The organism is Echinicola strongylocentroti, assembly GCF_003260975.1.
Taxonomy (GTDB): Bacteria; Bacteroidota; Bacteroidia; order Cytophagales; family Cyclobacteriaceae; genus Echinicola; species Echinicola strongylocentroti.
The window spans coordinates 3741242-3764495 of sequence record NZ_CP030041.1 but is presented as its reverse complement, the minus strand read 5'-3'; the positions used below and the strand labels follow the sequence as shown (position 1 = coordinate 3764495).

The following is a 23254-nucleotide window of genomic DNA, read 5'->3' as shown; positions in this document are numbered from 1 at the left end:
TTTAAGGGTTAACAAACTAACTCTTGTAAAAACCTCCCGATGGACTTCACCGGATTTTCTGAGGCTAATTATTTTGGGCAGGTACTATTAATTAATGAATCACGTGATTGTACTTCAAACGTAAAGAAGAGAATCCATTATTGCAAATACATCAATAAAAAATATATAAAATTAACATTTCAGCAACTTTAAGGTTAAATACTTATAGATTCGATATTTTCAAACCGAAACCGTTTGCGCTGTCGAAATAGCCCTTGTTTTAAGCAAAATCAGGCCGATTATTTACATTTTTGGTAATTTCAACCTCGAAAAAAGTTTTTTTTAAGGGCTAATCTTTTTTTTGCAAAAGACTATTTCTTAACCCGGTTTAAAATAAGTTTTACTGCTTCACCTTTAATTTATAAAACACATTATAATCCCTTTCCACTTCAGGATCACTGTTATCATTGACATAGATAAATCCATCTTCATCAGCAAAGTTAATTCCTCCATGCACGGGCAATTCATCAATTACCCCTACTTGCTCACCATTTTGGACCAGCATATGGTACGGTTTAGCGTATTGGGCGGAGGCCTTCTTAAATTCAGGAAGCTTATAATACTCCTCACTTTTGGCCCTGAGCTCCTTCAGGACATCGGCAGGAATCCGAGTATAAAAACCCACCAAAAAACCATCCCCACACACCCTCAAATCCGTAAACAAGGGATAATCTTCTAGCCACTTTTCTGCATCCAGCTTGGCATCTGGAGCTGTATCTGGACGATGCCGATGGGACAGCAGCACGGTATCTTCCAAAACGGGGCTATCCCCAGAATAATCATAGATAAACAGTTGATTGCCCACTGTAGGCAGTAAAGCCATTTTTAGGCTTTTGCGATTGATGGTCACCAACGGAAAGGAAAGTCCCACATAGCGCTCCTCTGCCTTAGGCCTCCAAGCCTTGGGGAAAGTACTTATTAATTTAAAATCCTCCGATTGCACTTCGTAATCAAAAATAGTCTTGGCACTGTCATAAAATTTACTCCCGAGTTCTTTAGCACTGATGGACTTATGGTCAAAGGCATTGGGCTCTTCTCCCAGAATGTGGGCTTTGCCTCCTTTCAAATAGGGCGTAAATGTCGTTCGATTGGCATATACAGAAATAGAGAACAAGCCGGCCCGATGAGGGGACAGGTGCTTCTTTCTGCTTCCTTGATAATCAAAAATATAATATCCATCCATCAGGTTTTGTGCCACCCAAGTGGTATCATCAAGCAGTCGATACCCTGAACCATAGCTGCCTATTCCATCCGGTCCGTCATTAAGAATATCAAACTCCTGAATCACCGTCCCTTGTTCATCCACCAACAGCGGCTGGCGGCTTTTGGTATTTCTGAGCAAATAATACCCCAAATCACCTCGATGATCATCCATCACCAACGGCTCCAACTCATCGACTATTAAGGAATCTACCACCTCGAGTTTCAGCTCAGCGGTCGGCCCCGCAGGTTTCCTCTTCTCAGATTCCCCACAGGAAACCAAACTTATCAAAACCGTTACAGTGCATGCTAGGGTAGTTTTCAACGATCTCATTTTATATGTTTATTTTAGGTGATAGCTATTTTTCCAAGGGTGTCAACACGATGCTGCCGGTATGGGATAATGCCATGCTGCAAACCAATGGCCAATTATCGCCCAAGATAAATAAAACTAACTAAAAACCTTTTAGTTAATAAACTATTTTAATAGTTTTACTACACCTCAACCATTACAACTTTTAGCCATGCGAAGGATTCTCATTATATTTCTTGTCATGATTATGATGGTGAACTGTCAATCTAAAAAGGAGTTTAAAAGATCTGAACTGGAAACCATTATCCGGTTTACTACAGAAGACATCCCTCCCCCCACCCAATTGAATGGGAGAAAGCTCAATTTTCAGGAATTTCTTAATCCACGGCATATTCTATTCTTGGACAATCACCTTGTCGTGGCCCAAAACGCTAATTTAGAAACCGATTTATTTTATCTGTACGACCTAGAAAATGATTCTTTTATTGGTTCCATAGGAAAAAAAGGATTTGGTCCAGGTGAAATGGTGCAATCTACGGGGATGGAGCCGGGTTTTTCAGAAGGGGAATTTTTCACATTTGACGGCAACCGCAGAACACTCAATTTCTATAATATCCATGGGGCTGACACCACTAAATTGACACAAAAGCAGCTCAAAACTCCCACCAACTTAAATTTCACAACTCAAATATCATTGACTTCACCGAGTTCTTACTTGGTCAAAACCGCCCAAACATGGGACAAACTTGCCGAAATTAACCTAGAAGAAGACACTTTGAAGACCATTGGTACATGGAATAACATGGTCGAAAATGAAAAACTGTCCCCATTAACCGTTTCACTCATTTGCCAAGGTCCGTTAACCACTTCTAACGATAAAACCTTGGTGGGTATCACGGGAGTACTAAAGGACTTTTTCGAAATTTTCAACATTCACACGGTAAAGCGTCTTTATATCCAAGGCCCAGTAAACCAAGACCCGAAATTTCAACTTCACCATTATAATAAGACCACTTATCCGGTATTTGATGATCCATTGACGACGTACTACACGCAATTGTATCTTCAAGAAGAGTACTTTTTCGCCTTGTATGTTGGACAAAATACAGATAGCGATGATGCCTTAACATCCAACCCTCAACTTTTTCAATTTGACTATGAAGGTAATTTTATCAATAATTTCCAGCTTGATTATCCCATCCTGAGTTTTTCGATGGATAGTAAAAATGGTATCCTCTACGGCATCACTAGGGACCAAAACCCAAATGTGGCTATTTTCGACCTTAGCAAACACCTCAGCCTATGAAATCTTACACTAATATTGTGGGACTTGTCCTCCTTTTGCTCTTGTTTTCTTGCGCAAATAAGGATAATAAGACTTCCAAATCGGAAAACAGCCAAATTTCGGTCACGTTGGAAAAGCTGGACAGCATCCAGATCGATTACTTGGGAATCACTACTGTCCATGATATAGACCCCGTTTCGGAAACTGTTCTTTTCTCGGAAAACTTACCCTATTCTGAAGAAATTTTTATTGCCGATTTTAATGGAAGTATTCAATCGTCATTTTCAAAACTGGGAGATGTGCCTGATGGTTATGGTGGACTTCTATCCTCATTGAGATTAAATTCGGATAGCTCATTCATCGCTTATGGTTATAAAGGGTTCTTATCATACGATTTTTCACGTAACCTTTTGTCTCAAACAAGGATAGATGATTTTCAAATCCCCTCCTTTTCAATAAAGGCAATGGGCTATGGTATGGAAAAATTCAGAAGCGACTATCTATATGTAAATCAATCATCCTCAAATTTCTTTAACCCGGAATATGCATTAACCTATCTGTTGCGACCTGAAACTGCTTCAAAATCAGCCGTTTCACTTTAGTTTTCGGCATAACCGTAGCGGTGCTACGCTAATGCCTCCAAACTAACTGATTTTCTTGCAATTTCAGCTCTCACTACGATTCCTAACGCATAATCCGGGTTTAATTATAAAGAAATGTTTTTTCTCAACATACTGAATCCTTCTACAGGGAATAAAAAGCCCATTATTACGCTTCCTAAAACAAGTCTTTATCGAAACGGCCTCCACTTTTTTATATCAGCCCATTATCCCGTATTTACATTTGACAGCGACTTACTCTACATTGTGTTTGGTGGTGATCCCACTATCTATATCTATAACACTGTACCTCCATACTCCCTATCTTCTCAAACCCCTTTGAACTTACTTGATTACCATTATTTTAAAGGATCACAGGCACCATTATCGAGAAGTGAAATGATCAGTCTGTATATTAAAACGGGTCGGATTTTAAACATCAAAAAACTAAATGACTATTTCGTAATAGCCTACTTCCCTGGTTACGACGCTGTAGATTTAGAAACGTCAAAAGGCAATAAAACCCCAGAAGAGGCCAAGACCTTTCGACAGCGGATGCAAAGGAAATATCGTTCAAGGATCACTATTTTTGATTCTTTAGGAAATAGGCTAAATGACATCATTCCGTCCGGATTAGAGGTATCAAGCATGCTTATGCGAAATGGGGATCTTTGGATGAAAGAGAAACCGGATGAGGACATCGAATTGGATTACTTCAAACTTTATAAAGTAGGGTTGAAAATAGAGAAACCTCCGCAGTGAATAAAGCATACCTCATGCCCCAACCTGAGCTGAATCCTTAACAAAACAGAAATCATAAACTATTTGTGGATGGCAATGGTGATAGTTAGACCAGCCAAGGTCTCTGGCATATGTACTCCTTTCAGAACAACCCACAGAAAGCACCTTTCTCTTTGTTTAGCGGCTCTATAATCTTAATCCACAATACTTCCCCTACACCTCCTACTCTTATTCCTCCACAGGAATACCGGCAGGGCAAAAAACACCCCCACCATGCTGAACACCAGTCCACCGATGGTACCAATGGCCAGTGAAAACCAGAAAATTTCGTTTTGGCCCTCCATGATAAAAGGGATCAGCCCAAAGCAGGTCGAAAGTACCGTCAATAGGATCGGAATGGCCTTGCCCGCGACAGCCTTCAGTACATTGCGGTTATAGCGTCCGCTTTGGCGATTGTTCAGGTCGTTGACGATAAAGATGGCCGCATTTACGGCCAGACCTCCCAGCATGACAAAGGCCGCATAACCGCCCTGATCAAAGTAAAAATCAAACAGCGAAAAGATCAAAAACAGCCCGATAAAGGCAATCGGAATCACGGCAATGATATAAAACGGCTGCTTAAGGTTTTCAAAAAGCACTCCGCAGATAAAGAAAATAGCCACGATGAGTACCAGCAGCAAGGTGTACTGCCGCTTGGCCTTGTCACGGCCCCAGTAGTAAGACGAAGTCTCTGCCGAATAACCGATGGGCATACTGGCCGTCATCTCTTCCAGTACCTCATCCAAGTACTCGCTGCCAAACTTCCGCGAGCCCATGTATTCAAAGGCCACCCTACGGATGTACTGGCGGTCTTCCTTATGCAGGGAATTGGTGGTGGTTTCCTTCCGCAGCGTACCCAAGCTGGACACCTTGAACATCCGGTCTTCACCACTGATCAGGGTGGTCTCCTCCAGGTCAAACCGGGAAAAACCCTCCGAATCTTCCTCCCTTACCATCACCCCGTAATGGGTATCGTCCAGGCTCAGGTAAAGGGAAGTACGCGTGGGCTTGGACACAGCCTCCAATGCGCTGATCACCTCGTACTGGTTGACCCGCTGGAGTGCCAACTGCCGTTGGTCAAATCGCAGCACAAATTCCTCTGAGGTCCTTTCCCTGTAGCCCATTCGTTCATTGGTGTTTACCTCTTGGATACGTTTGTGCCGTTCCAGCTTTTCGGCGAGCACCTCCGACTGCCGCTCCAGTTCGTCAAAATTGTACCCCTTCATCATGACCGTAAAGGAAGGGATTCCCTCTCCACCGGGACCGGCCGAGAAGCCCTGCCCCACACCATAAATGCTCCAGTTGGCACCACTCCAGTCGGTGGCCTTTACCGACAGCCGCCCTTTCAGCTGATAGGGAAGCGCAGAATTCTCATAGGCCTCCTCAAAAGTGATGGTGATCGAAGCTTGTTGCCCAGAATAAACGCTACTGACAAACTTGTCCACGCCCTTCACCCCATTCAGGAATTCCTCAAATTCCCGTACGATAAAATCCATTTGATCGAGCGTATTGCCAAAGGGCAGCCGGATATTCACATACAAACGGGTCTGGGCTGCTTCCCGGTAACCCGATTTTTCGAACACCCCGCGCACAAACATGCGCAGCGATCCGCCCAGTGCCTTGTCCACATAAGGACGGAGATCCTCTTGGTAGACCGTGCTGCCAATGGTCTTGTTGTACCAGTCCTGCCCCTCCCATTTGGCCGGAAGGTAAAATATGGGCAAGCCAAAGAGCAATACGAGCAGCACGATAAGTGTTTTCCGGAACCGCGCCACAAAGCCGATCGTACCAAAATACCTCCTGAACCAGACCGCCCTTTTCCGCAGCTGCGGCAAGGTCAGCTTTCGTCCCTTCCTGGCTTTTTCGCCAAACAACAGCCCGTACATGGCCGGGGTAAACAACAGTGCCACCAACAGGGACACCGCCAGCATCACCGCCACCACTACCGCAAAGTCCGTCAGGTTGCGCTGGTCTTCCTCGGGCAGCAGAAACACCATCAGCAATGCCGCGATCGTCGTGAAGGATGCGGCCAAAAGCGCAAGAAAAACCTTCCTGTTGCGGTGTTTGTGCAAGTGGTCGATCATGATGATGGCATTGTCCACGATCAGCCCAAAGGAAATCGTCAGTCCCGCAATGCTGTACAGGTGCAGGTGCGTACCCAGTGCATACAGGACAATCCCGGTGATGCTCAGGTTCACCAGTATCCCGAGAAACAGCACGGTCAGGTACCGCCAGTTGCGGTTGATCAGAAAGATAAAGACCACCAAGATCAGGATAGAAAGCCCAGAGCGCTGGTAGATCTTGTGCAGTTCCTTGGACAGGTACTCGGTATCGTCCTGCTCAAGTCGCACATCATAGCCTGATGGCAGCAATTGTCCGGCCTGCTCGACAGCTTCCCTCAGTTTTTTGGCCAACACCACCTTGTTCACGCCCGGCCGGCTGGTGATGCTCATGGTCACGGAGTTGTTGCCATTGATACGGTAATACCGGCTGGGTTCGGCCTCTTCCAAGGTAAGACGGGCGAGGTCCCGAAGGTAGATGTCCTTGCCGCCACGGCTTATGATCCGTAGGTTTTCCAATTGCTCCAAACTGCCCAAGCTGCGGTCCAGCTGGACAAACAGCGCTTCCCCCTGGTGGTTTACCGCCATCCCCGGATAGCTTGTCCCGAAGGCATTGCGCAGGACTCCCGTAAGCATGCCGCGGGTCAGGCCAAAGGCCTGTAATTTCTGGATGTCGTACGTCACATAAAGCTGAAGGTCGTTGGCCCCGTACACCTGGATTTCCTCCACCTCGTCAAACCGCGTAAGCACGGACTTCAGCACGTCCTCGGTTACTTTCTTGATCTCAAAGGGCGCAAAGGGTGCATTGATGCTGTACTGGAGAATGGGCGGCTCTTCATTGCGCTGCGCAGACTGGTAGATCAGCGGATAGCTCACCTTTTGGTCCAAGGAAGGGTACACCTGCCGGATCAGGGAGGCCACCTCAAATTTCTTGAACTCCATATCGGTGTGCTTGTCAAAGCGTAGCGTGACCTGGCCACTGCTATAGTTGGATACCGACTCGATCTTCTTCAGCTCCGACAACTGCGAAAAAAGCCCTTCGAGTGGTGCCGTACCGAGCTTTTCGACCAGCTCCGGTGCCGCCTGCGACACCCCAAAGGAAACACTCAGCACAGGCTGCTGCTCACGTGGGTTCAGCTCCACGGTCAGCCGTGGCACCAGCGCAAAGCCAATGATGGCCAGCACAAAAAACGATATCGTGATCCTGAATGAACTCATTTATAGTCTTGAGATATGAGTAGTGAGTAGTGAGCTTTGGGCTCATTGGTTCACTACTCATATTGTATTATTCTTTTTTAATTGAGTCAGAGACTCAGTGCTTATTAGTGCCGGGGCAGAGACCCGGCACAACTACGATTAGACGTTGTCCCATCGTCTCTGACGTGGGACCACAAAAGTTGAGTCTCCCGACTCAGTCCTTCAAATCAATGCTACTTTTACAAGACCTTTCATTCCTGCATAATCCCGGGCACTGCTAAACAGATAATCTTCCGGACTCTCTACAATCATTGCCTTTACCGGATTTTCATGGATATAATGAAGCTTTTGTATTAGAAAACTGTTTGACTCAATCCATATCGCTCGATTGTTGTCTTCCCAAAACTTATAATTGAGCACACGCTTAACCTGTCCACCTCTAAATTTCATTCTCGAAAGTATCCACGACCTCCTAGATTCTATTGATTCCCGACCCAAACTATCAAGAATTCTCGCGGCAACATATTTCTTAAAATCCCGCAAGAAATCACTTATCCTAAACGGCTCTCTGGCCCTAGCCAAAAGGTGCAAATGATTGCTCATCAAACACCAGGCATAAAGCTCCAATCCTTTCTTCCCCACACAATAATTCAAACTGTCCACTACTTCCAATTTATATTCTTTCCGTGTAAAAACATCCAACCAATCCACAACCGTTAGGGTGAGAAAATAAACTCCATGTTGGTCAGATATACTGTATGGTTTTACAGAATTATTCATCTTATTCTTTTTTATTTGAGTCAGAGACTCAGTGCTTATTAGTGCCGGGGCAGAGACCCGGCACAACTACGATTAGACGTTGTCCCATCGTCTCTGACGTGGGACCACAAAAGCTGAGTCTCCCAACTCAACGCTGTATTTTTACTACCTGTCTTTTCTCTTTATTCTTGGCTCTTTACTCTAATCTTGTCACTACTCACCGCCCAGTACGCCAGCGGCACAAAATACAGTGCCGTCATCGTGCCGATGGTCAGGCCACCGATGACGCTGAAGACCAGGGGCCGCTGCAGGTCTGCTCCCAATCCGGCGCTGAACACCACCGGCAACAGCGCCAGAATGGTGGTGATCGAGGTCATCAGGATGGGCTTCAGGCGAATTTCCCCTGCTCGGAACAGTGCCCGATCGAGAATTTCCCTGCTTGTCTCCCCGGTATGCTCCAAGGCATAGCGCTCCCGCAGTCGGTTGACGGTATCGATCTTCAGGATGGCGTCATTGACCATGATGCCCAGCATGACCACCAGACCAATGGCGGACATCACATTCAGCGAGGTGCCCGTCAGCCAGAGCATCAACAGGGCTCCGCCAATGCCCAAGGGCAAGGTAAAGATCACGATCAGCGGCTGCACGAAACTCTCAAACTGTGCGGCCAAAATAAAGTACAGCAGCAACACCGCCACGCCCAAAATCCCCATCAGCTGCCGGATATTTTCCCGGTCCTTAAAATATTGCCCTGCAAAGGACACACTGAAATTCTTTCCACGGCCCCACTCTTTCAGGTCACCTTCCCGTTCCTCGGGATGGGCGCCTGTCAGGCTTACCGATTGGTAGATGCCCGTCTTGTCCGCCGTGACATATTTATAATGGTCTTCATAGCTTACGTTGATAAAGTTGGCCAGCGCATAGCGCTGGTCTTCCTTGCCTTCCAAGTGGTTGCTGCGGAGGATGGCCATAAAATCCGATTTGTTGCCCTCCAGCCGGATCGGCGTCACTTCGCTGAAGCGCCTTATCTCATCGATGGTGTAGCGGCCAAAGAGCCTTTCGATCTCACCTGTCAGCGCACCGATGTCGATCCCGTAAAGGGCCAGTTTCTCCAGATCCACCCGGAAGAGCACTGCTGATTCTTCCTGCAGCCCGGGCCCTTTTTTCCAATTAGTCACAGGCAGCTCCTCCAGCCAAGGCCCCATCTCGGCAGCGGGGACAGGCCGCTTGCTTTCCAGCTCCTTCCAGCGCATTTCGTAATAGGGGATATCCGAGGCAAACAATTGGTCAAAGGCATTCGGAGCATCAGTGATCTCCACAGTGGCTTGCGGAAAGGTATTCCCCAGCATTTTTTCCAACTGGACGGTCTGCCTCTCTTTGGACTGCTGGTCCTTAAAATCCATGTACACCGTGGCCTGCTGCACAGAATTCTCCCCGTCAAAGAGCAAAAACTGCCGCACACCAACATCCGCTTCTGCGTGTTCAAATTCCCCTTGAAGGCTGGCCATCACCTCCTTTATACGGTCCCGGTTCTGCGCCACGCCGATGGGCTCGTTCCAGTCCACCTCCAGCACGGCATCCTTTTTGGCAATGGGCGGAAGTCCCTCCGTGGGCAGGGCCATTCCAATAAGCAAAAACACCGGAATCAGCATCAGGAGCAGCGCCAAACTCAGCTTCCTATTGGCCATCACCCGTTGATAGCCTTTTTTGTACCAAGCTACTATGGCCTTGAAAAAACGGCTGTCCTCGCGGTTGCTCTCCCAGGTTTTATGGGAAAAGAACACTCGGTACAGCAGTGGCAGCAGCACAAAGGCCACCAACAGCGAAACAAACAGGATCGCCGCCACCGATACCGCCTGGTCAAGGAACAGGGCTCCGGAAATCCCGCTCAGGAATACCAGCGGCACAAAGACCGCCAAGGTGGTCAGTACCGAACTGATCAGTGCGGACATCACCTCGTTTACCCCCTGCACGCAGGCCTCGAACAGCGGCAGTCCCTCTTGGCGCTTACGGGTGATATTGTCCAAGACGATGATGGCATTGTCGATCAGCATGCCCAGCCCAAGGGCCAGGCCACTCAGCGAGATGACGTTGATAGAGATGCCCGCTGCCTGGAAGACCAAAAAACTGATCACCAGCGATGTGGGCAGGCTCAGACCAATGATCACCGGCATGCGGTAGTTGCCCATAAAGATAAACAGCACCCCAAAGGCAAAGAGCCCTCCGAAGAGCAGGCTGGTCTGCAGGTTGCTGATGCCCGCGTTGAGCAGGGTGCTCTGGTCCTGGGTCATGGCAAAATCCACCTGCGGATAATCCTGCCTGAAATGGCCCACAGATTCCCCGACCTTTTCCATGAGTTCGTTCATCTTGGCCGCCGCCTGCTTGTGGACGGTAATCACCAGCCCCTGCCGCTGCCCATACAGGTGATATCCCATCGTCTCCTCCATCCGGTACTGCACCTCGGCCACTTTGCCCAGCGGCACCGCGCGGCCTTCTGGACCACTGACCGGAAGATTTTCGATGTCCCCTGGCGTATCCACGCGTGTGGCCAGCCGCAAGAAATAGCGGTACTGGCCGTCCTTCACACTGATGCCGGGAAGTTCCCGGTTGCCCGAGGTGATGGCATTGATTACGTCCTGCTCGGCCATGCCCAGTCCTGCCAGCACGGCCTTGTCCGGACGCACGGTGATCACCCGTTCCTGCTTGCCGTTGATGTCCACTAGGGAAATTCCTTCCAGCTGTTCGATGCGTTTTTTGAGCACATTTTCGGCCAACTTGGTCACCTCTGCATAGTCGGTACCTTCCTTGGGCACCACTTGGATGCGGACCATGGGAATGTCGTTGGTATTGATGCGGATGACCTGGGGACGGGAGAGCTCTTCGGGAAGGCTGTTGGTCAATCGGTCGATCTTTTCGTTCACTTCGATATAGGCCAGCTCCATGGAAGTGCCGTAGGCAAACTGCAGCCTCACCGTGCCCGTTTCGCTACCGGCCTTGCTCTGCATGTCCTCAAGGCCGTTCAGCGTGATCAGGCTTTCCCGTACCGGGCGCAGCACGTTCTGCTCGATCGCCTCGGGGGAGGCATTGGGATAATTCGCCTTCACCACGATCTGCGGTACGTCGATGGGCGGAAGCAGCGAGACCGGAAGCTTGGTGAAGGCGATCAGGCTGAACACCATCAGGGCCACAAAGACCATGGTCACCGCAATCGGCCGCGCCAATAAAAATCTGACCATCGCTATTCGTTTTCTTTTGAGATTTGGATCTGTGCCTGGTGCCCCAGCTGCAGGTTGTTGCTCGTGATGACCGTCTCTCCATCTTTGATGCCGTCAAGGACCTCTATCTCACGGCCATTGTCCTTGCCCACCTCCACATAGTTCCACTTGGCCTCCTTGCCGTTCACGGTGAAGACCACCGGGCGGCCGGAGCGGTAGACCAGTGCCTGCTTGGGCACCACCACATTGTCCGACTGCGGGGCGCGGATCACCGCACGGGCGTTCATGCCGGGGAGCAGTTTTTGGGAATTGCCCAGTTTGATGCCCACTTCCACCAAGCCGTTTTCGTCCACCTTGGGATTGATGCTGTTTACCTTGCCCGTCAACGATCCAGTGCCGGCAGAAACGGGATAGACCTCCGCCGTCTGGCCGAGGGAAATAAAGGGAATGTCGGATTCGAGTACTTTTACACTGAGCAACAGGTTGTGGATGTTGAGCACTTCGCAGAGCTCATCGCCTCCATTGACCAGACTGCCGGGCTTCAACTGCAGGTCGGCCACCTTGCCGGAGATGGGCGCCTTGATGGTGGCTTTGGCCAGCTCCAGCTCCGCTTCCTTCAGTTCGATCTCTGCGGACAACAGGCCGCTGCTGGCCTTTAGCTGCTCGTCCAACTGGAGGACATGATCTTGGTCTTCCCCTTCCAGAATGGAGCCAAATCCCAGTTTTTCGCTGTTATAGGATGCCTGCGCATTTTTCAGCTGCACCAGGGCCTTTTCCTTTCTGAAAACATTGTCAGTATTGTCCAGACGGGCGATGACCGTCCCGGCCTCCACATACTGGCCTTCCTGGACGTCCAGCTCCTTGAGGTAACCCTGCCGCTCGATGACCACCATTACCTGCTGGCCTGCCTCCACCTTCCCCGAGGCATTGACCAGGTAGTCAAAAGAGCGCTTCTCGGCATTGGCCACCGTCACCTTGGTGGCGGACACTTCATTGCGCATGGATTCGAGGGGGATTTCCTCTTGTTGCTCCGTATTGTTTTCACAGGAAAAAAGAAACGGTAAAATCAGCAATAAAAACAGGCTGTTTGCATTCATGGAAAAGATAATAAAATGTTGACTTCTTCAATTAACTAATTATTTAATTAAAAGCAAAGGGAGTTTGGTGACTTTTAGAGGAGAGCGATTGACTTTAAGTCCTATTTACCTATATTAAACAAAAATTAAATTAAATTTTCTATCTTCAGTAGCCCTCCTGCCCCCTTTGAAATAATCCCTCTTTTTGATTCATATCCCTCAAAAGATCGAAATACCCTTTCCACATTCTTTCCCCAGTAAACTTTTCCTTTGCTTCACTTAAACCATTTTCGGCAAGTTTCTTTGCTAGATTTTGGTCTGAAAGAATCCGCAAAATATTGGAAGCAATATCATTCGTATCCAATGTCCTTTCACCATTCTCTTTATAGTTGACCTTCAATTTTAGCGCATCGTATTCATCTCGAAACATATCCTCTAGCCCGTCCACACTACTGACAATAATGGGAACTTGGAAAAAACGCATCTCAATGGCCGTATAGCTGCACTGTTCATGCAAGGAAGGCAAAATGCCCACATCGGCTATCCGGTACCAATCATAGACTGCTTCCTTCGGTAGCTTGCCCGTAAAGGTCACCTTGGTGGAATGCGGATAGGCCAATGGTATAAACTCCTCAAAATCCCCTTTACCGACCAATACCAACCTACAGTTAGGCGCTTCTTCCAACACTTTCTTAAAGGCTTCTAACAAATAACCAAGCCCTTTGTCCGCTTTGATTCTTCCTGTATAGAGAATGATCTTTTCACCTTCAGCTATCCCCAGCCTTTTACGAATAAAGCATTTATCCACCTTATCGGAATTAGCGTTCATATCAATGCCATTATAAATGGTGCTTACCTTTCCCATAGGAACACCCAAATATCGAGTAAAAAAGCCCTTGGCCTGATCGGTTACGGTCACCACCTGATCCGCCAGCATGGCTATGGACTGCTGATACCGGGTAAATTCTATGGCCGTAGATGCATCCGTACATTCATTCTTTCGGTAAACTTCCATAAACTCCTCATCGCTGACATTATAATGGATCTTCCAGCTCCAGGCATGGTGAACATAAAGCAGCTGACAATCCAAGTGTTCCTTCAGTTCAAAGCACACGTTGAGGTAATCGATAGAGTTCACCCAAAAGATTGGGTTTTCTATACCCCTGACATAAGGATAAATGATCTCTACCAACCTTTTGGCATAAATTTTAAAAATAGGATCCTGCGTACTGGCCAGAAAGAGTTTGTTTTCCGGCTGGGGAATACGGAGCACATCCACCCCATCGATCTTTTCCATTCCCACCTTTTCGGCCTCCTTGTCATCCGTCTGTATCACCATAAAACGAATATTACTTTCCTTCTTAATAAAAGGCAAAAGGCTTCCAATATGTGAGCCTGCTCCAAAATTCCCGGTTCGTTGTCCGCAATACAAAAGGATAAGATTGATGGGTGAATTGTTGTTCATGGGTGTTGCTTTTGTAGAACTGTCGAATCGTTTGCCTGTTGAAATGGGACTCACTCGAAAGCGTCATTGATTCCAGCCATTTATCATTCTTAATTCATCATTTTACATTTTTTTATTCTCCCCTCCATCTCCACAGGCTGATACTCCTTTCCAGCGCCCCCCTATCTGCCTTACAGGTTTCCAAGTAAGCCCTACAGCTCCTGATAGCCCGTACTTCATCATAAAACCAAGAATTGACCGTCCTCTCATGCCATAGGTGGAAAAGAGGACCTTCGGGTCGAAAGATGCTGTACCCCAACTTTTCTAAGCGTTTTACCCGTTCTGCATCATCATGCCCCCAACCCTCTATTCCTTCGTTTTCCATGCCACACCTACGGTACACTTCACGATCAAATACAAAACAACCTCCCACTGACAGGTAAGTATCCACTGCAAAAGCCGTCAAACTGTCCGTTAACATACGTGGTTCGAGCAATCTTGAAAAAAGTTTCCGGTGATAACGGTCCACCTGTACAAACCGCCCATCATAGGGCAAGGCGAAACCCGCCCTATGCTGACGGATCATTTCCACCGACGCTATAAGCTGCTGTGGCGGGATAATAACATCCGTATCATAAAGCACCGCTATCGGAGTATCACATGCCTTGATCAGGCGGTTATTAATCCTTGTCCTCCGAAACAAGTCCCCTTTGGAAGGTTCAAAATGATAATTGGTGGTTTTTCTGATCCAGTCCGGAACTTTCGGCTCCACATCATTTTCCCATATCCATACCGATGTGTCGAAGTATTTACTTAGGTAAGCAATGATCACTTCCAGATTAGTCAGCCTGTCGGTATGGTCGATCCTAACAGGTATCAAAAAACTGACGTCTTTTAAAGGTGTCTTTTTGAAGGTGCTCATTTTATTTTCACATTTCTTTTTGTTTAATAAGAGGTTTCCCACCCCACTATCGGGAGTTCCCAATTACATCCTTCTACAAAGAACAGGAATCAGGCACAGCCAAAGTAATTCTCCATTCCTTATTCAAAATTTTTCATTACACTTTTCTTTCCCAATTTTTCATATTGCATTTCTCCAATTCCCAACAGCTCCAACCACTCCCAATTTCCCGTTTCCAAGCTGTGCAAAGGAAGTGCTGTCCCCACCAGTCCTCTGTCCAATCCCATAGGAATCGCGCCTGTCCGTGGATCTGCGGAAAACAGGCGACTGAGCGGTATTTCGTCCAGCTTTTTTCTGACGAAGTTTTCTAACTGGTCGGATGCGGACGCTGCCCCAGTGGCTTCCCCCAATAACCTCAATAACAAGGCGTAAAAAGCGGCATTATAAAAATCAACAGGCTCACTTTTAATTTGTTGTAGGTACTGCTCCAGCCTGTCCGCCATTACTTCATTTTGCCAGGTATCTGGGTCTTGGAAAAGCGTAAACCAAGCTTCCAAGTGCATCCAGCTTACCTTTGCTGTACCCAACATTCCAACCATAATTTTCCTGACCTGCAGCGTTAACTCAGCTATCTTCTCTTTTACATATCCCAATCGTTTCGCTTGCAGCAAGTACAGGTAAACCCCAGACCAGCCATGCCAAATGCTCAGGTCATATTCAGCTAATTTTTCCTGAGGCATTCGCTTAAGCAAATGATTCAGCTGGTCAATCGTAGCGATGATCGCTTCCTTATACCGCATGGCCTGAAAGGAATCCTCCGGCAAACCGCTGTCCCTAAGGCGAAACAGAAAATACATCCCAATCCCGGGCAATCCCTCCGAAAGGGTGATTTCATGGCACCTGGCCCCAAAAAGCACCTTTATCAACGTATCCTCCGGCTCCGAAAAAAGTTCAAAGGGGCTTTCTTCCAGCAATTCCTTCTGATGCAGGTAATTGATAAGGCTGCCAATTCCCGCAAACCCGTTTCCGTAATCAAGCAATGAAGCTACGTTTACTTGTCCGAGCAACTCCTCTAAAAAAGAATAAGCAATATCTTCGGCATAAAACGGATCTTCCAAGCTTGAGAAATATAGGATGGAAGCGCTTTTGCCATTTATTAGACCTAGATTGTCCGAAAAGGAAGTGTTTAAATGGAGATAGTCTATCATACAAATCAGGATCAATCAGGCACATTAAAAACAGCAATTCCTGGATTTTCATCCGCAGTGATTCCATATATTTTCCCTGATTTATCATCCACAGTAAAAGCACTTAAAGAAATGTCAATTTTGTAATGATCTATAATATCTCCCTGATAATTAAAAACAAAGATATCATTGGCATATTTACCTTCCCGCAATATTTCCTTTCTAGTGTATCCAGAATATAAACCATATATATATTCATCCCCAATACACACATCTCGGTAGGCTTTTGGGTTATCTTCATCTATTATTAGGCGATTTAATCTTCCTTTTCCTCCAGAAACAAACTTATATTTAGGAATCTCATTTCTTGGACCATCTATAGTGTAAATTTCTCCTTTCCTTTTATGCAGAATTTCAATATGATCCCGATTATAGCCAGCGTTAACATAAATATTCTTTTCTCTATTTCCTTTGAACCACCCATGATTTAGTTGCCCCATATTAAAATCGTTAAGTTCCTCACCAACTTCTAAATTCTGCCAAAGTCCATAGCCCGCTAACCTTGTCCCATCTATTTTAAACTCAACAAATTTTTTTGGATCATTGGCCATCCGACACACCACAGAACTATCTGAACTCCAAGCCATGGCTGTTGCCATAAAAAAGTTTTCATCCTGCTTTATCTGATATTTTGAAAGTTGCTCTTGGTCATAAATATTAAACTTAGAAAATCGCTTTTCAAGAGCTGAATACACCCACAACATACTGTCTTTCCCACTTACACCTATTCCATAAGCATCTGATATTTCACCAGGTCCAAACCCTATTTTCCCTTTTCCTGAAAGGTACTTCATTTTTACTTTATCAATAATGTGTATAGGAAAATTGTAATCGTCAATTCTTCTACTTTCTCCTATTATCAGAAATTTATTTTTTAGTTCGATTTTTTTTGGGTTTATCAGCTCAACAAATTCATGTTTAACCCCTTCCAGGGATTTTATTTCTGATATTGACTCAAAAGAAAACACCTTATGAAATCTATCCTTATTATACGAACATGAAACAAATAACATTAAGAGGACAATTAAACTAAAGCTAAGCTTGGCTACTTTCATTTATATTTCATTTAATTGAATATAATATTGGAGCGAATTACATCGCTCCAATATATCCTACTGATGATTAGTACAGGTGTCTCCAGGGAATTCCCTAGCAACCATTACATCTTCTGGATAAAAAAACCCAAAATCATCGACACAACCATCTCCATCAAAAGCGCAACACATTGCGCCCGATCCTGTAGTCATCGCCTCCGCATCAATAGTCTGAAAAACACCCACGCCCATGGCAGCTACACTCGCTGCCATCACTACTCTTGGTAATCTTCTTTTCTTTTTCATGTCAACATTGTTTTTTGGTTAAAGAATTGATTAACAGCTTTAACCTATACAATATATCAATACCAAAGGGAAAGTGTACCGGTATAACTCGTGAACGTAGTGTTTCAACTCGTGAACGTTAATTTACCAATCATCATCTGTATCCGATGGACCAGTTTGGTAATTTTCTCCTTTACATATCCCAATCGTTCCACTTGCAGCAAGTACAGGTAAACCCCACTCCAGCCATGACAGATACTCAGGTCATATTGAGCGAGTTTTTCCCGGGGCATTCGCTTAAGGAAATCATTCAGCTGGTCTATGGTGGCGATGATCGCTTCCCTATACCGCATGGCCTGAAAGGAATCCCCCCGCAAACCGGTTTCCCTAAGGCGGAACAGAAAATATATCCCAATCCCGGGCAATCCCTCCGAAAGGGTGATTTCATGGCACCTGACCCCAAAAAGCACCTTTATCAACGTATCCTCCGGCTCCGAAAAAAGTTCAAAGGGGCTTTCTTCCAATAATCCCTTCTGATACAGGTAATTGATAACGCTACCGATTCCCGCCAATCCGTTTCCATAATCCAGCTGTGTAGCGGCATTTACCTGTCCCAGTAACTACTCCAAAAATGAGTAGGAAATATGAATTATACGTCTAACGTAAAGTTAATGATGTAATAACCTGCGAGCTCCGTTCATGGGGCCCTCTCTTTTCACTTCAAGCGAAATTGAAAACTCATTTCAACGACAAAACATAGTTAACCCACCCCTTGCTATACAACCATCTAAAAATTTAGATGATATTTAATTAAAATCAGGGGAGAATCAATAGTTAAATTCTTTGTTACTTTATAAAATTCAGAATCCACCGGAGAACCTTCTTCAAATTGAGAAATTAATTCCATTGGTTCTGTAACAGTTATTAAAGTTTCTTCATCCAATATCAAAGGATTTATCCATTTTAATCCAAAATCGATATCATTTTCAAATTGCGAAAAAAGAACACTTTTTCCACTATTCTTAGAATAAAGTAAGTTGGTGAATTTTCCGTTTTTAACAACTCTTGTCATAAAATAACTTTCATCCTCAAGTAAATTAGCTTGATGATAAAAATATTTAGTCCTGATTTCAGAGTTATTCAGGTAATGCAACATTGAATTTGTTGATTCTACATATTCCAGTGGTAAACTTGGAATTTCGCTCTTAAAGAATCTTTTCGATTTCACATCACCACAGGTATTTAAAGTATAAATTGTATCTAAAAAATTTATTGAAAACAAAAGGTCTCCATTTTGGTATGTCAAATTGTTCCTTTCTCTCGCATGACCAATCTTTAACTTTTCAATGGGAGAATTTACATTTACAGTTTCACCATTTTTTATATCCCAAATTGTAAAACAACTGGAACTATTTTGTCTATTTAAACCAGACTTCATTCCATTTGGAGTAAACGCTATATATTTTGAGTTTTCTATATGTTGAATTTTATAAAATAAATACGGGAGTTTAATTTCTTCTAGAAATTCTCCATTAAAATTAAACCTAATTTATTTATTGATAAAACATCAACGGTATTCTCCTCTCTATTGATCGTAAAGTCTTGAATATGTTGATATTCAGATGGTCCTTCACCGTAATTTTGAATATTACCTACTAATTCTAATTTTTCATTTAAAACTGTAAGTGATTTTGATAAATCAAAATCTCCTAAAACATAGAAACCTTTAGTTCTAATAGCCTTATCCACAAAAGATATAGAACTATTAGAAGGCAAAACAAAGTATTCAATGCTAGATACAATTTTGCTAATCGAGGAAATTTCATTATTTGAGAAATTAATCGATGATTCTAAAATATGATCATTGGAAGGTTTATTCTTGCCATTGCAAAACGTGAGTAAGACCAACAAGGGAAAAATCCAAATACATCTATATAATGTTTTATCGCCTAAGACTTTAAAGGTTGCTCTCATAAGTTTAAGTCAACTTCATATTTTTTTACTAAAATTAGTTGACCCTATACCTAAGGAACAACCTTTTCTTTAAACTTTTCAAGGCATCTCGCACACCTCACCACAAGGCACCTGCTGTCCAGCATCGCAAGGATCGTAGCCCGATGGTCTACACTTTATTACAAGCTCCATACATCCTGGATAATAGGCTCCACACCAATCAGGTTCCATATAATACCCCGCCCCTGTAGTCATCGCCTCCGCATCAAAAGTCTGAAAAACACCTACTCCCATCGCAGCTACACTCGCAGCCATTACTACTCTTGGTAATACTCTTTTCTTTTTCATTTTAAATTGGTTTTGGTTAAAGAATTGATTAACAGCTTTAACCTATACAATATATCAATACCAAAGGGAAAGTGTATCATTACAACTCGTGAACGTAGTGTGTCGACCCGCAAGTGTTGAGATCTCAGATTAAAATTTAAACCAACCCCGTGCGTTTACAAAATGATAAACATTGGTAGGTTCCTCTCTGTTATGCCACTAATCCGTCCCCTTCGACTCCGTTCAGGGGACGGATTAAATCACAAAGATTTACTACATAACCTAAAAGGCCCAAAAGCATTGTACAGCTTTAATCCAAAATGGTCAAAAATGTTTTGAATCCGCTCCTTTTGGCTATAATCAATGACATCAATATTTTTGTAAAGTTGCTTTATAGGACTGTTTTCCAGTCGTCCCTGCAAATTCGTCTCGCTGGGAGCCCTTAAAGGAATGTGTGACATTACTTCCGAAATATGTTCATAGGGAATGATCCGTCCTAAAATCGAACGGAGTTGTTTTCGGGGATCGATGATCAAATCTTCATAAAAGACCACTTCCACCCAATCCCTTAAACTTGGGTTTTCCAAAACCGGCATATTATTGATGCACCATAGGGTAATCTTATACTCCAAATCATTTTGAGCTTCTTGCATCATTTTTCTATGGTTTGTGAAGCGGGCATTGTTAATACCCGACGGAATTTCACCATAATCATTGACTCCGCTTCCAAACGCCCTAAGCTGGGAAAGACTGGTATCTATAGGATGCCTCACCAGTAACACAGGTTTATGCTTGAACTTGACGTGTTGGCACATCCAAGGGAGCAGCAAGTTGGCCCTGACAAATTTGGTCAGAACCATTTTTCCACTTACTAAGTCTTCTATGGAATTCTTGCCAATCGTCCACTCGGAATACTTTCTGAGGGACAACATATCCATGATACAGTCCACATATTCTGCATGCTTATCTTCAATGGGAATATAAGGCCGGTCTCCCCAATTCAAACTGACAGGAACTACTCCCCTTTCCTCATGTAGCGGTTCCCAATTGATAATGGAACCGGGGATATGACCGAGGAGCTCCATTAGCCAAGTGCTTCCACTTCTGGCTTCCCCGAAAATTACCAAACCATCCTCCGGGAGGAATTGCTTATCTGCCAAAATCGTGTCTATCTGATTCATATTCATTGATTGCATTTCGTATCGTCTTCATTCTCCTTATCGCCATCTGATAGGCCAAATTTTCGTTCATATAAACGGTTCTTTCCTTAAAATTGACCAATTGTACCTTTCGCAAGTTCACGATGGTATTCCTATTGATCCGTACAAAGTGAGCGGGCAGCTCTCCCTCTATTTCATTTAGTACCCTACTACAGCTAAAATCACGGCCACAAACGGTGTGACAGGACAAATAATAGTCCTTTACCTCAAGTGAAAGGATCGTATCCATAGGGATATTGGCTGCCTCTGTTTCATTTTTCAAGAAAAGATATTTCATGCTTTTTAGTTTTGAAGTAGACCGATTTCACTACAAGAAAAAAAATAAAACGATAATAGTAAATACCCAACTTTGGGTATTTTCAACAAAACAATCATAAAAGTTCATTTAATAGAAATTAAACGCAATTTTATATATAAATAAAGAAATATTTCATAACAGGAATACTTACTAAATGAAAGAAAAATCATACTGGCCACTCCATTATTCCCCGTTTACTACCCACTGAATCCGCCCTTACCCCATTCGCCTCCCTTTCTTTCCATCAACTTTTTCGTAAATTGTTTATATTACAAAAGAGATTTTTATCATGATCATTACCCATGACATCCGATTAAGCAGAATCATAAAAGGTACTTGGAAAAATACGATCTTTGTGGCGGTGACTTGTTCGATGGCTTACTTTTTCTATTGGTACTTTATCCAATACCACTTCGAAATGCCCTCCATCATCCCCACTATCCTAGGGACAGCCTTGGCCTTTTTTATAGGTTTTAATAATAATCAGTCCTATGACCGCTGGTGGGAGGCACGAAAAATATGGGGTGCCCTGGTCAATAGCTCCCGTACATGGGCCAGACACATCCTCCACTTCCCCACTGCCAATGCCCGTATCAAAGGACAACACTTGGAATTACTAAAGGAATATGCCATCAAACGACACATCGCCTTTCTCTATGCCCTAAAAGAAAAACTACGCGGTACCGATGATAGTGAGTACAAAAAGTACCTCATTCAAAGCGACATCGATATTATCGAAAACGAAAGCAATAAACACAATGCCATCCTCAGCCTACAAACCATGGAACTCAAGACCTGGCGAAAAGAACAGCTTATCGATGGCTTTGAATTCTTGGAACTCAACAGGGAAATCACCCGGTTTTGTGATGAGATGGGCAAGGCAGAGCGGATCAAAAACACCGTCTTTCCCACCTCTTATAATTACTATACCAAAGCCTTTATTTGGCTTTTCAACATCGCCTTTACACTGGCAGTAGCCCCTACGGTAGGCTGGCGGGCGATTCTTTTTGGCACCATCATCGGCTATGTTTTCCACACCATTCACTTTATCGGCCAAGCCATTTTAAATCCATTTGAGCCCATCCCCACCGGAATCCCCCTAGACCAAATCACCCGCTCCATCGAAATCAATCTACTGGAAATGATCCACGAAGAGCACATCCCAGATCCCGTCAGCCCCATCAATGACGAATATGTGATGTAGGGGGAAAGGTTGGAAGGTTTCAATGTAGAAAGGTTAGAAAGTGGAGCCGCCATATCGACAAGAAACTCCCTTGGCTAGGCAACTATTCTCCCTTTTAGGGGGCTAGGGGGTAAGAACAAGTTGAAAAGTTTTAATGTCGAAAGGTTTGAAGGTGGAGCCGCCATATCGACAAGAAACACCTTTATTCAAACGACAATCCCCCCTTTTAGGGGGTTAGGGGGTAAAAAGGCCAGGGGGTCAAAAAGCTAGAGGGTCAAAAGGCCAGGCGAAAATAACGGTGGTATCCTTATCTACCGCTATGGGTTTATAGTACATCCTCAAGCGTAAATCGCCAGGCGCATCGTCCTCATAATAATCCATCAGCCGTGCCATCGCTGCTGGTTTCAGGACACTTATCGCTACCGGTGCTAGGCCCATTTGGATCATCCCTATCTTTCTTGCTGCTCCTTTTGCCAGATCAATGCTTCGTTTGGAGTTTTGGGGAAGACGGTCATTTACTTTGACAATGATCTCTTTTCCATTTTTCAGGTTGGTGACCCGTACCATAGTGCCAAAGGGGAGGTTTTTATGGGCAGCGGTCATCCCTTCCATATCAAAAACTTCTCCATTGGCGGTCCTCCGGTTATGGAAAAACCTCCCATAATAGCTCGCTATCCCTTCTTCAATGACCAATGTAGAATCCACCCCCAAAACAGGCGACTGCGCCAACAGCTCCTCCACCACTAACACACTCAATAACAGGGACAGAAACACTATTTTCTTCATAAGCATCGGCTTACTCAATTTAAATGCCATATTTTAAAAACAGTGAACATATT

Annotated in this window: 21 protein-coding genes; 4 read left to right on the top strand and 17 right to left on the bottom strand. The window is 44.8% G+C overall.

Going from position 1 to position 23254, the window contains the following annotated elements; all coding sequences use genetic code 11:
- Positions 1-379 precede the first annotated feature (379 nt).
- Positions 380-1573 (bottom strand): hypothetical protein, encoded by a 1194-nt coding sequence (locus DN752_RS14545; protein WP_112784621.1) that lies wholly within the window; start codon positions 1571-1573, stop codon positions 380-382.
- 190 nt (positions 1574-1763) lie between these two features.
- Here DN752_RS14545 and DN752_RS14540 point away from each other — a divergent pair, with 190 nt between their 5' ends.
- From DN752_RS14540 to DN752_RS14530, 3 genes are all read left to right on the top strand, one after another.
- Positions 1764-2858: a BF3164 family lipoprotein gene (locus DN752_RS14540; protein ID WP_112784620.1), complete on the top strand. Its 1095-nt coding sequence runs from the start codon at positions 1764-1766 to the stop codon at positions 2856-2858.
- Positions 2855-3439, top strand: a complete 585-nt coding sequence (locus DN752_RS14535; RefSeq protein ID WP_112784619.1) for a hypothetical protein — start codon at positions 2855-2857, stop codon at positions 3437-3439. Before DN752_RS14540 ends, DN752_RS14535 begins: the two co-directional genes overlap by 4 nt.
- A 114-nt stretch (positions 3440-3553) precedes the next feature.
- Positions 3554-4198: a hypothetical protein gene (locus DN752_RS14530; RefSeq protein WP_112784618.1), complete on the top strand. Its 645-nt coding sequence runs from the start codon at positions 3554-3556 to the stop codon at positions 4196-4198.
- Between the two features lie 173 nt (positions 4199-4371).
- On the opposite strand, the gene DN752_RS14525 is transcribed toward DN752_RS14530, so the two are convergent.
- The 15 genes from DN752_RS14525 to DN752_RS14455 form a co-directional block, all read right to left on the bottom strand.
- The gene (locus DN752_RS14525; protein ID WP_112784617.1) at positions 4372-7494 is read right to left on the bottom strand and encodes an efflux RND transporter permease subunit; all 3123 of its coding nucleotides are present in this window, start codon (positions 7492-7494) and stop codon (positions 4372-4374) included.
- Between the two features lie 201 nt (positions 7495-7695).
- Positions 7696-8253 carry an REP-associated tyrosine transposase gene (locus DN752_RS14520; protein ID WP_112784616.1) on the bottom strand — a complete coding sequence of 186 codons (558 nt, stop codon included), beginning with the start codon at positions 8251-8253 and terminating at the stop codon, positions 7696-7698.
- A gap of 161 nt (positions 8254-8414) precedes the next feature.
- Complete coding sequence (locus DN752_RS14515; protein WP_112784615.1) at positions 8415-11468, bottom strand: efflux RND transporter permease subunit; 3054 nt, start codon at positions 11466-11468, stop codon at positions 8415-8417.
- 2 nt (positions 11469-11470) lie between these two features.
- The gene (locus DN752_RS14510; RefSeq protein ID WP_112784614.1) at positions 11471-12544 is read right to left on the bottom strand and encodes an efflux RND transporter periplasmic adaptor subunit; all 1074 of its coding nucleotides are present in this window, start codon (positions 12542-12544) and stop codon (positions 11471-11473) included.
- Between the two features lie 145 nt (positions 12545-12689).
- On the bottom strand, positions 12690-13988 hold the full coding sequence (locus tag DN752_RS14505) for a glycosyltransferase (RefSeq protein WP_112784613.1): 1299 nt from the start codon (positions 13986-13988) through the stop codon (positions 12690-12692).
- A 112-nt stretch (positions 13989-14100) separates the two neighbouring features.
- Positions 14101-14889: a galactosyltransferase-related protein gene (locus DN752_RS14500; protein WP_162633222.1), complete on the bottom strand. Its 789-nt coding sequence runs from the start codon at positions 14887-14889 to the stop codon at positions 14101-14103.
- Positions 14890-15008: 119 nt separating this feature from the next.
- A complete protein-coding gene (locus DN752_RS14495; protein ID WP_112784611.1) occupies positions 15009-16076 on the bottom strand; it encodes a glycoside hydrolase family protein in 1068 nt (355 codons plus the stop codon).
- A gap of 11 nt (positions 16077-16087) precedes the next feature.
- Complete coding sequence (locus DN752_RS14490) at positions 16088-17170, bottom strand: BF3164 family lipoprotein (RefSeq protein ID WP_112784610.1); 1083 nt, start codon at positions 17168-17170, stop codon at positions 16088-16090.
- 57 nt (positions 17171-17227) lie between these two features.
- Entirely contained in the window at positions 17228-17455 is a 228-nt protein-coding gene (locus DN752_RS14485; protein ID WP_112784609.1) for a hypothetical protein, read from the bottom strand.
- 104 nt (positions 17456-17559) lie between these two features.
- Positions 17560-18006, bottom strand: a complete 447-nt coding sequence (locus DN752_RS14480) for a glycoside hydrolase family protein (RefSeq protein ID WP_112784608.1) — start codon at positions 18004-18006, stop codon at positions 17560-17562.
- Between the two features lie 215 nt (positions 18007-18221).
- Positions 18222-18920 (bottom strand): 6-bladed beta-propeller, encoded by a 699-nt coding sequence (locus DN752_RS25195; RefSeq protein ID WP_262511703.1) that lies wholly within the window; start codon positions 18918-18920, stop codon positions 18222-18224.
- A 32-nt stretch (positions 18921-18952) separates the two neighbouring features.
- Positions 18953-19408 carry a 6-bladed beta-propeller gene (locus DN752_RS25190; protein ID WP_112784606.1) on the bottom strand — a complete coding sequence of 152 codons (456 nt, stop codon included), beginning with the start codon at positions 19406-19408 and terminating at the stop codon, positions 18953-18955.
- A 78-nt stretch (positions 19409-19486) separates the two neighbouring features.
- On the bottom strand, positions 19487-19735 hold the full coding sequence (locus tag DN752_RS14465; RefSeq protein WP_112784605.1) for a hypothetical protein: 249 nt from the start codon (positions 19733-19735) through the stop codon (positions 19487-19489).
- 239 nt (positions 19736-19974) lie between these two features.
- Entirely contained in the window at positions 19975-20895 is a 921-nt protein-coding gene (locus DN752_RS14460) for a sulfotransferase family protein (protein WP_162633221.1), read from the bottom strand.
- Positions 20864-21211 (bottom strand): LytTR family transcriptional regulator DNA-binding domain-containing protein, encoded by a 348-nt coding sequence (locus tag DN752_RS14455; RefSeq protein WP_112784603.1) that lies wholly within the window; start codon positions 21209-21211, stop codon positions 20864-20866. The genes DN752_RS14460 and DN752_RS14455 overlap by 32 nt, the downstream gene beginning before the upstream one ends.
- 310 nt (positions 21212-21521) lie before the next feature.
- Here DN752_RS14455 and DN752_RS14450 point away from each other — a divergent pair, with 310 nt between their 5' ends.
- Entirely contained in the window at positions 21522-22436 is a 915-nt protein-coding gene (locus DN752_RS14450; RefSeq protein ID WP_112784602.1) for a bestrophin family protein, read from the top strand.
- A 237-nt stretch (positions 22437-22673) separates the two neighbouring features.
- Here the strand turns inward: DN752_RS14450 and DN752_RS25185 are convergent, their stop codons facing one another.
- Positions 22674-23201 carry a septal ring lytic transglycosylase RlpA family protein gene (locus tag DN752_RS25185; RefSeq protein ID WP_317048497.1) on the bottom strand — a complete coding sequence of 176 codons (528 nt, stop codon included), beginning with the start codon at positions 23199-23201 and terminating at the stop codon, positions 22674-22676.
- Positions 23202-23254: the final 53 nt, after the last annotated feature.

Coding starts and splice junctions, on each gene's coding strand:
- DN752_RS14545 (WP_112784621.1), bottom strand. CDS start 1,573: ATGAGATCGTTGAAAACTACCCTAGCATGCACTGTAACGGTTTTGATA.
- DN752_RS14540 (WP_112784620.1), top strand. CDS start 1,764: ATGCGAAGGATTCTCATTATATTTCTTGTCATGATTATGATGGTGAAC.
- DN752_RS14535 (WP_112784619.1), top strand. CDS start 2,855: ATGAAATCTTACACTAATATTGTGGGACTTGTCCTCCTTTTGCTCTTG.
- DN752_RS14530 (WP_112784618.1), top strand. CDS start 3,554: ATGTTTTTTCTCAACATACTGAATCCTTCTACAGGGAATAAAAAGCCC.
- DN752_RS14525 (WP_112784617.1), bottom strand. CDS start 7,494: ATGAGTTCATTCAGGATCACGATATCGTTTTTTGTGCTGGCCATCATT.
- DN752_RS14520 (WP_112784616.1), bottom strand. CDS start 8,253: ATGAATAATTCTGTAAAACCATACAGTATATCTGACCAACATGGAGTT.
- DN752_RS14515 (WP_112784615.1), bottom strand. CDS start 11,468: ATGGTCAGATTTTTATTGGCGCGGCCGATTGCGGTGACCATGGTCTTT.
- DN752_RS14510 (WP_112784614.1), bottom strand. CDS start 12,544: ATGAATGCAAACAGCCTGTTTTTATTGCTGATTTTACCGTTTCTTTTT.
- DN752_RS14505 (WP_112784613.1), bottom strand. CDS start 13,988: ATGAACAACAATTCACCCATCAATCTTATCCTTTTGTATTGCGGACAA.
- DN752_RS14500 (WP_162633222.1), bottom strand. CDS start 14,889: ATGAGCACCTTCAAAAAGACACCTTTAAAAGACGTCAGTTTTTTGATA.
- DN752_RS14495 (WP_112784611.1), bottom strand. CDS start 16,076: ATGATAGACTATCTCCATTTAAACACTTCCTTTTCGGACAATCTAGGT.
- DN752_RS14490 (WP_112784610.1), bottom strand. CDS start 17,170: ATGAAAGTAGCCAAGCTTAGCTTTAGTTTAATTGTCCTCTTAATGTTA.
- DN752_RS14485 (WP_112784609.1), bottom strand. CDS start 17,455: ATGAAAAAGAAAAGAAGATTACCAAGAGTAGTGATGGCAGCGAGTGTA.
- DN752_RS25190 (WP_112784606.1), bottom strand. CDS start 19,408: ATGAGAGCAACCTTTAAAGTCTTAGGCGATAAAACATTATATAGATGT.
- DN752_RS14465 (WP_112784605.1), bottom strand. CDS start 19,735: ATGAAAAAGAAAAGAGTATTACCAAGAGTAGTAATGGCTGCGAGTGTA.
- DN752_RS14460 (WP_162633221.1), bottom strand. CDS start 20,895: ATGAATCAGATAGACACGATTTTGGCAGATAAGCAATTCCTCCCGGAG.
- DN752_RS14455 (WP_112784603.1), bottom strand. CDS start 21,211: ATGAAATATCTTTTCTTGAAAAATGAAACAGAGGCAGCCAATATCCCT.
- DN752_RS14450 (WP_112784602.1), top strand. CDS start 21,522: ATGATCATTACCCATGACATCCGATTAAGCAGAATCATAAAAGGTACT.
- DN752_RS25185 (WP_317048497.1), bottom strand. CDS start 23,201: ATGAAGAAAATAGTGTTTCTGTCCCTGTTATTGAGTGTGTTAGTGGTG.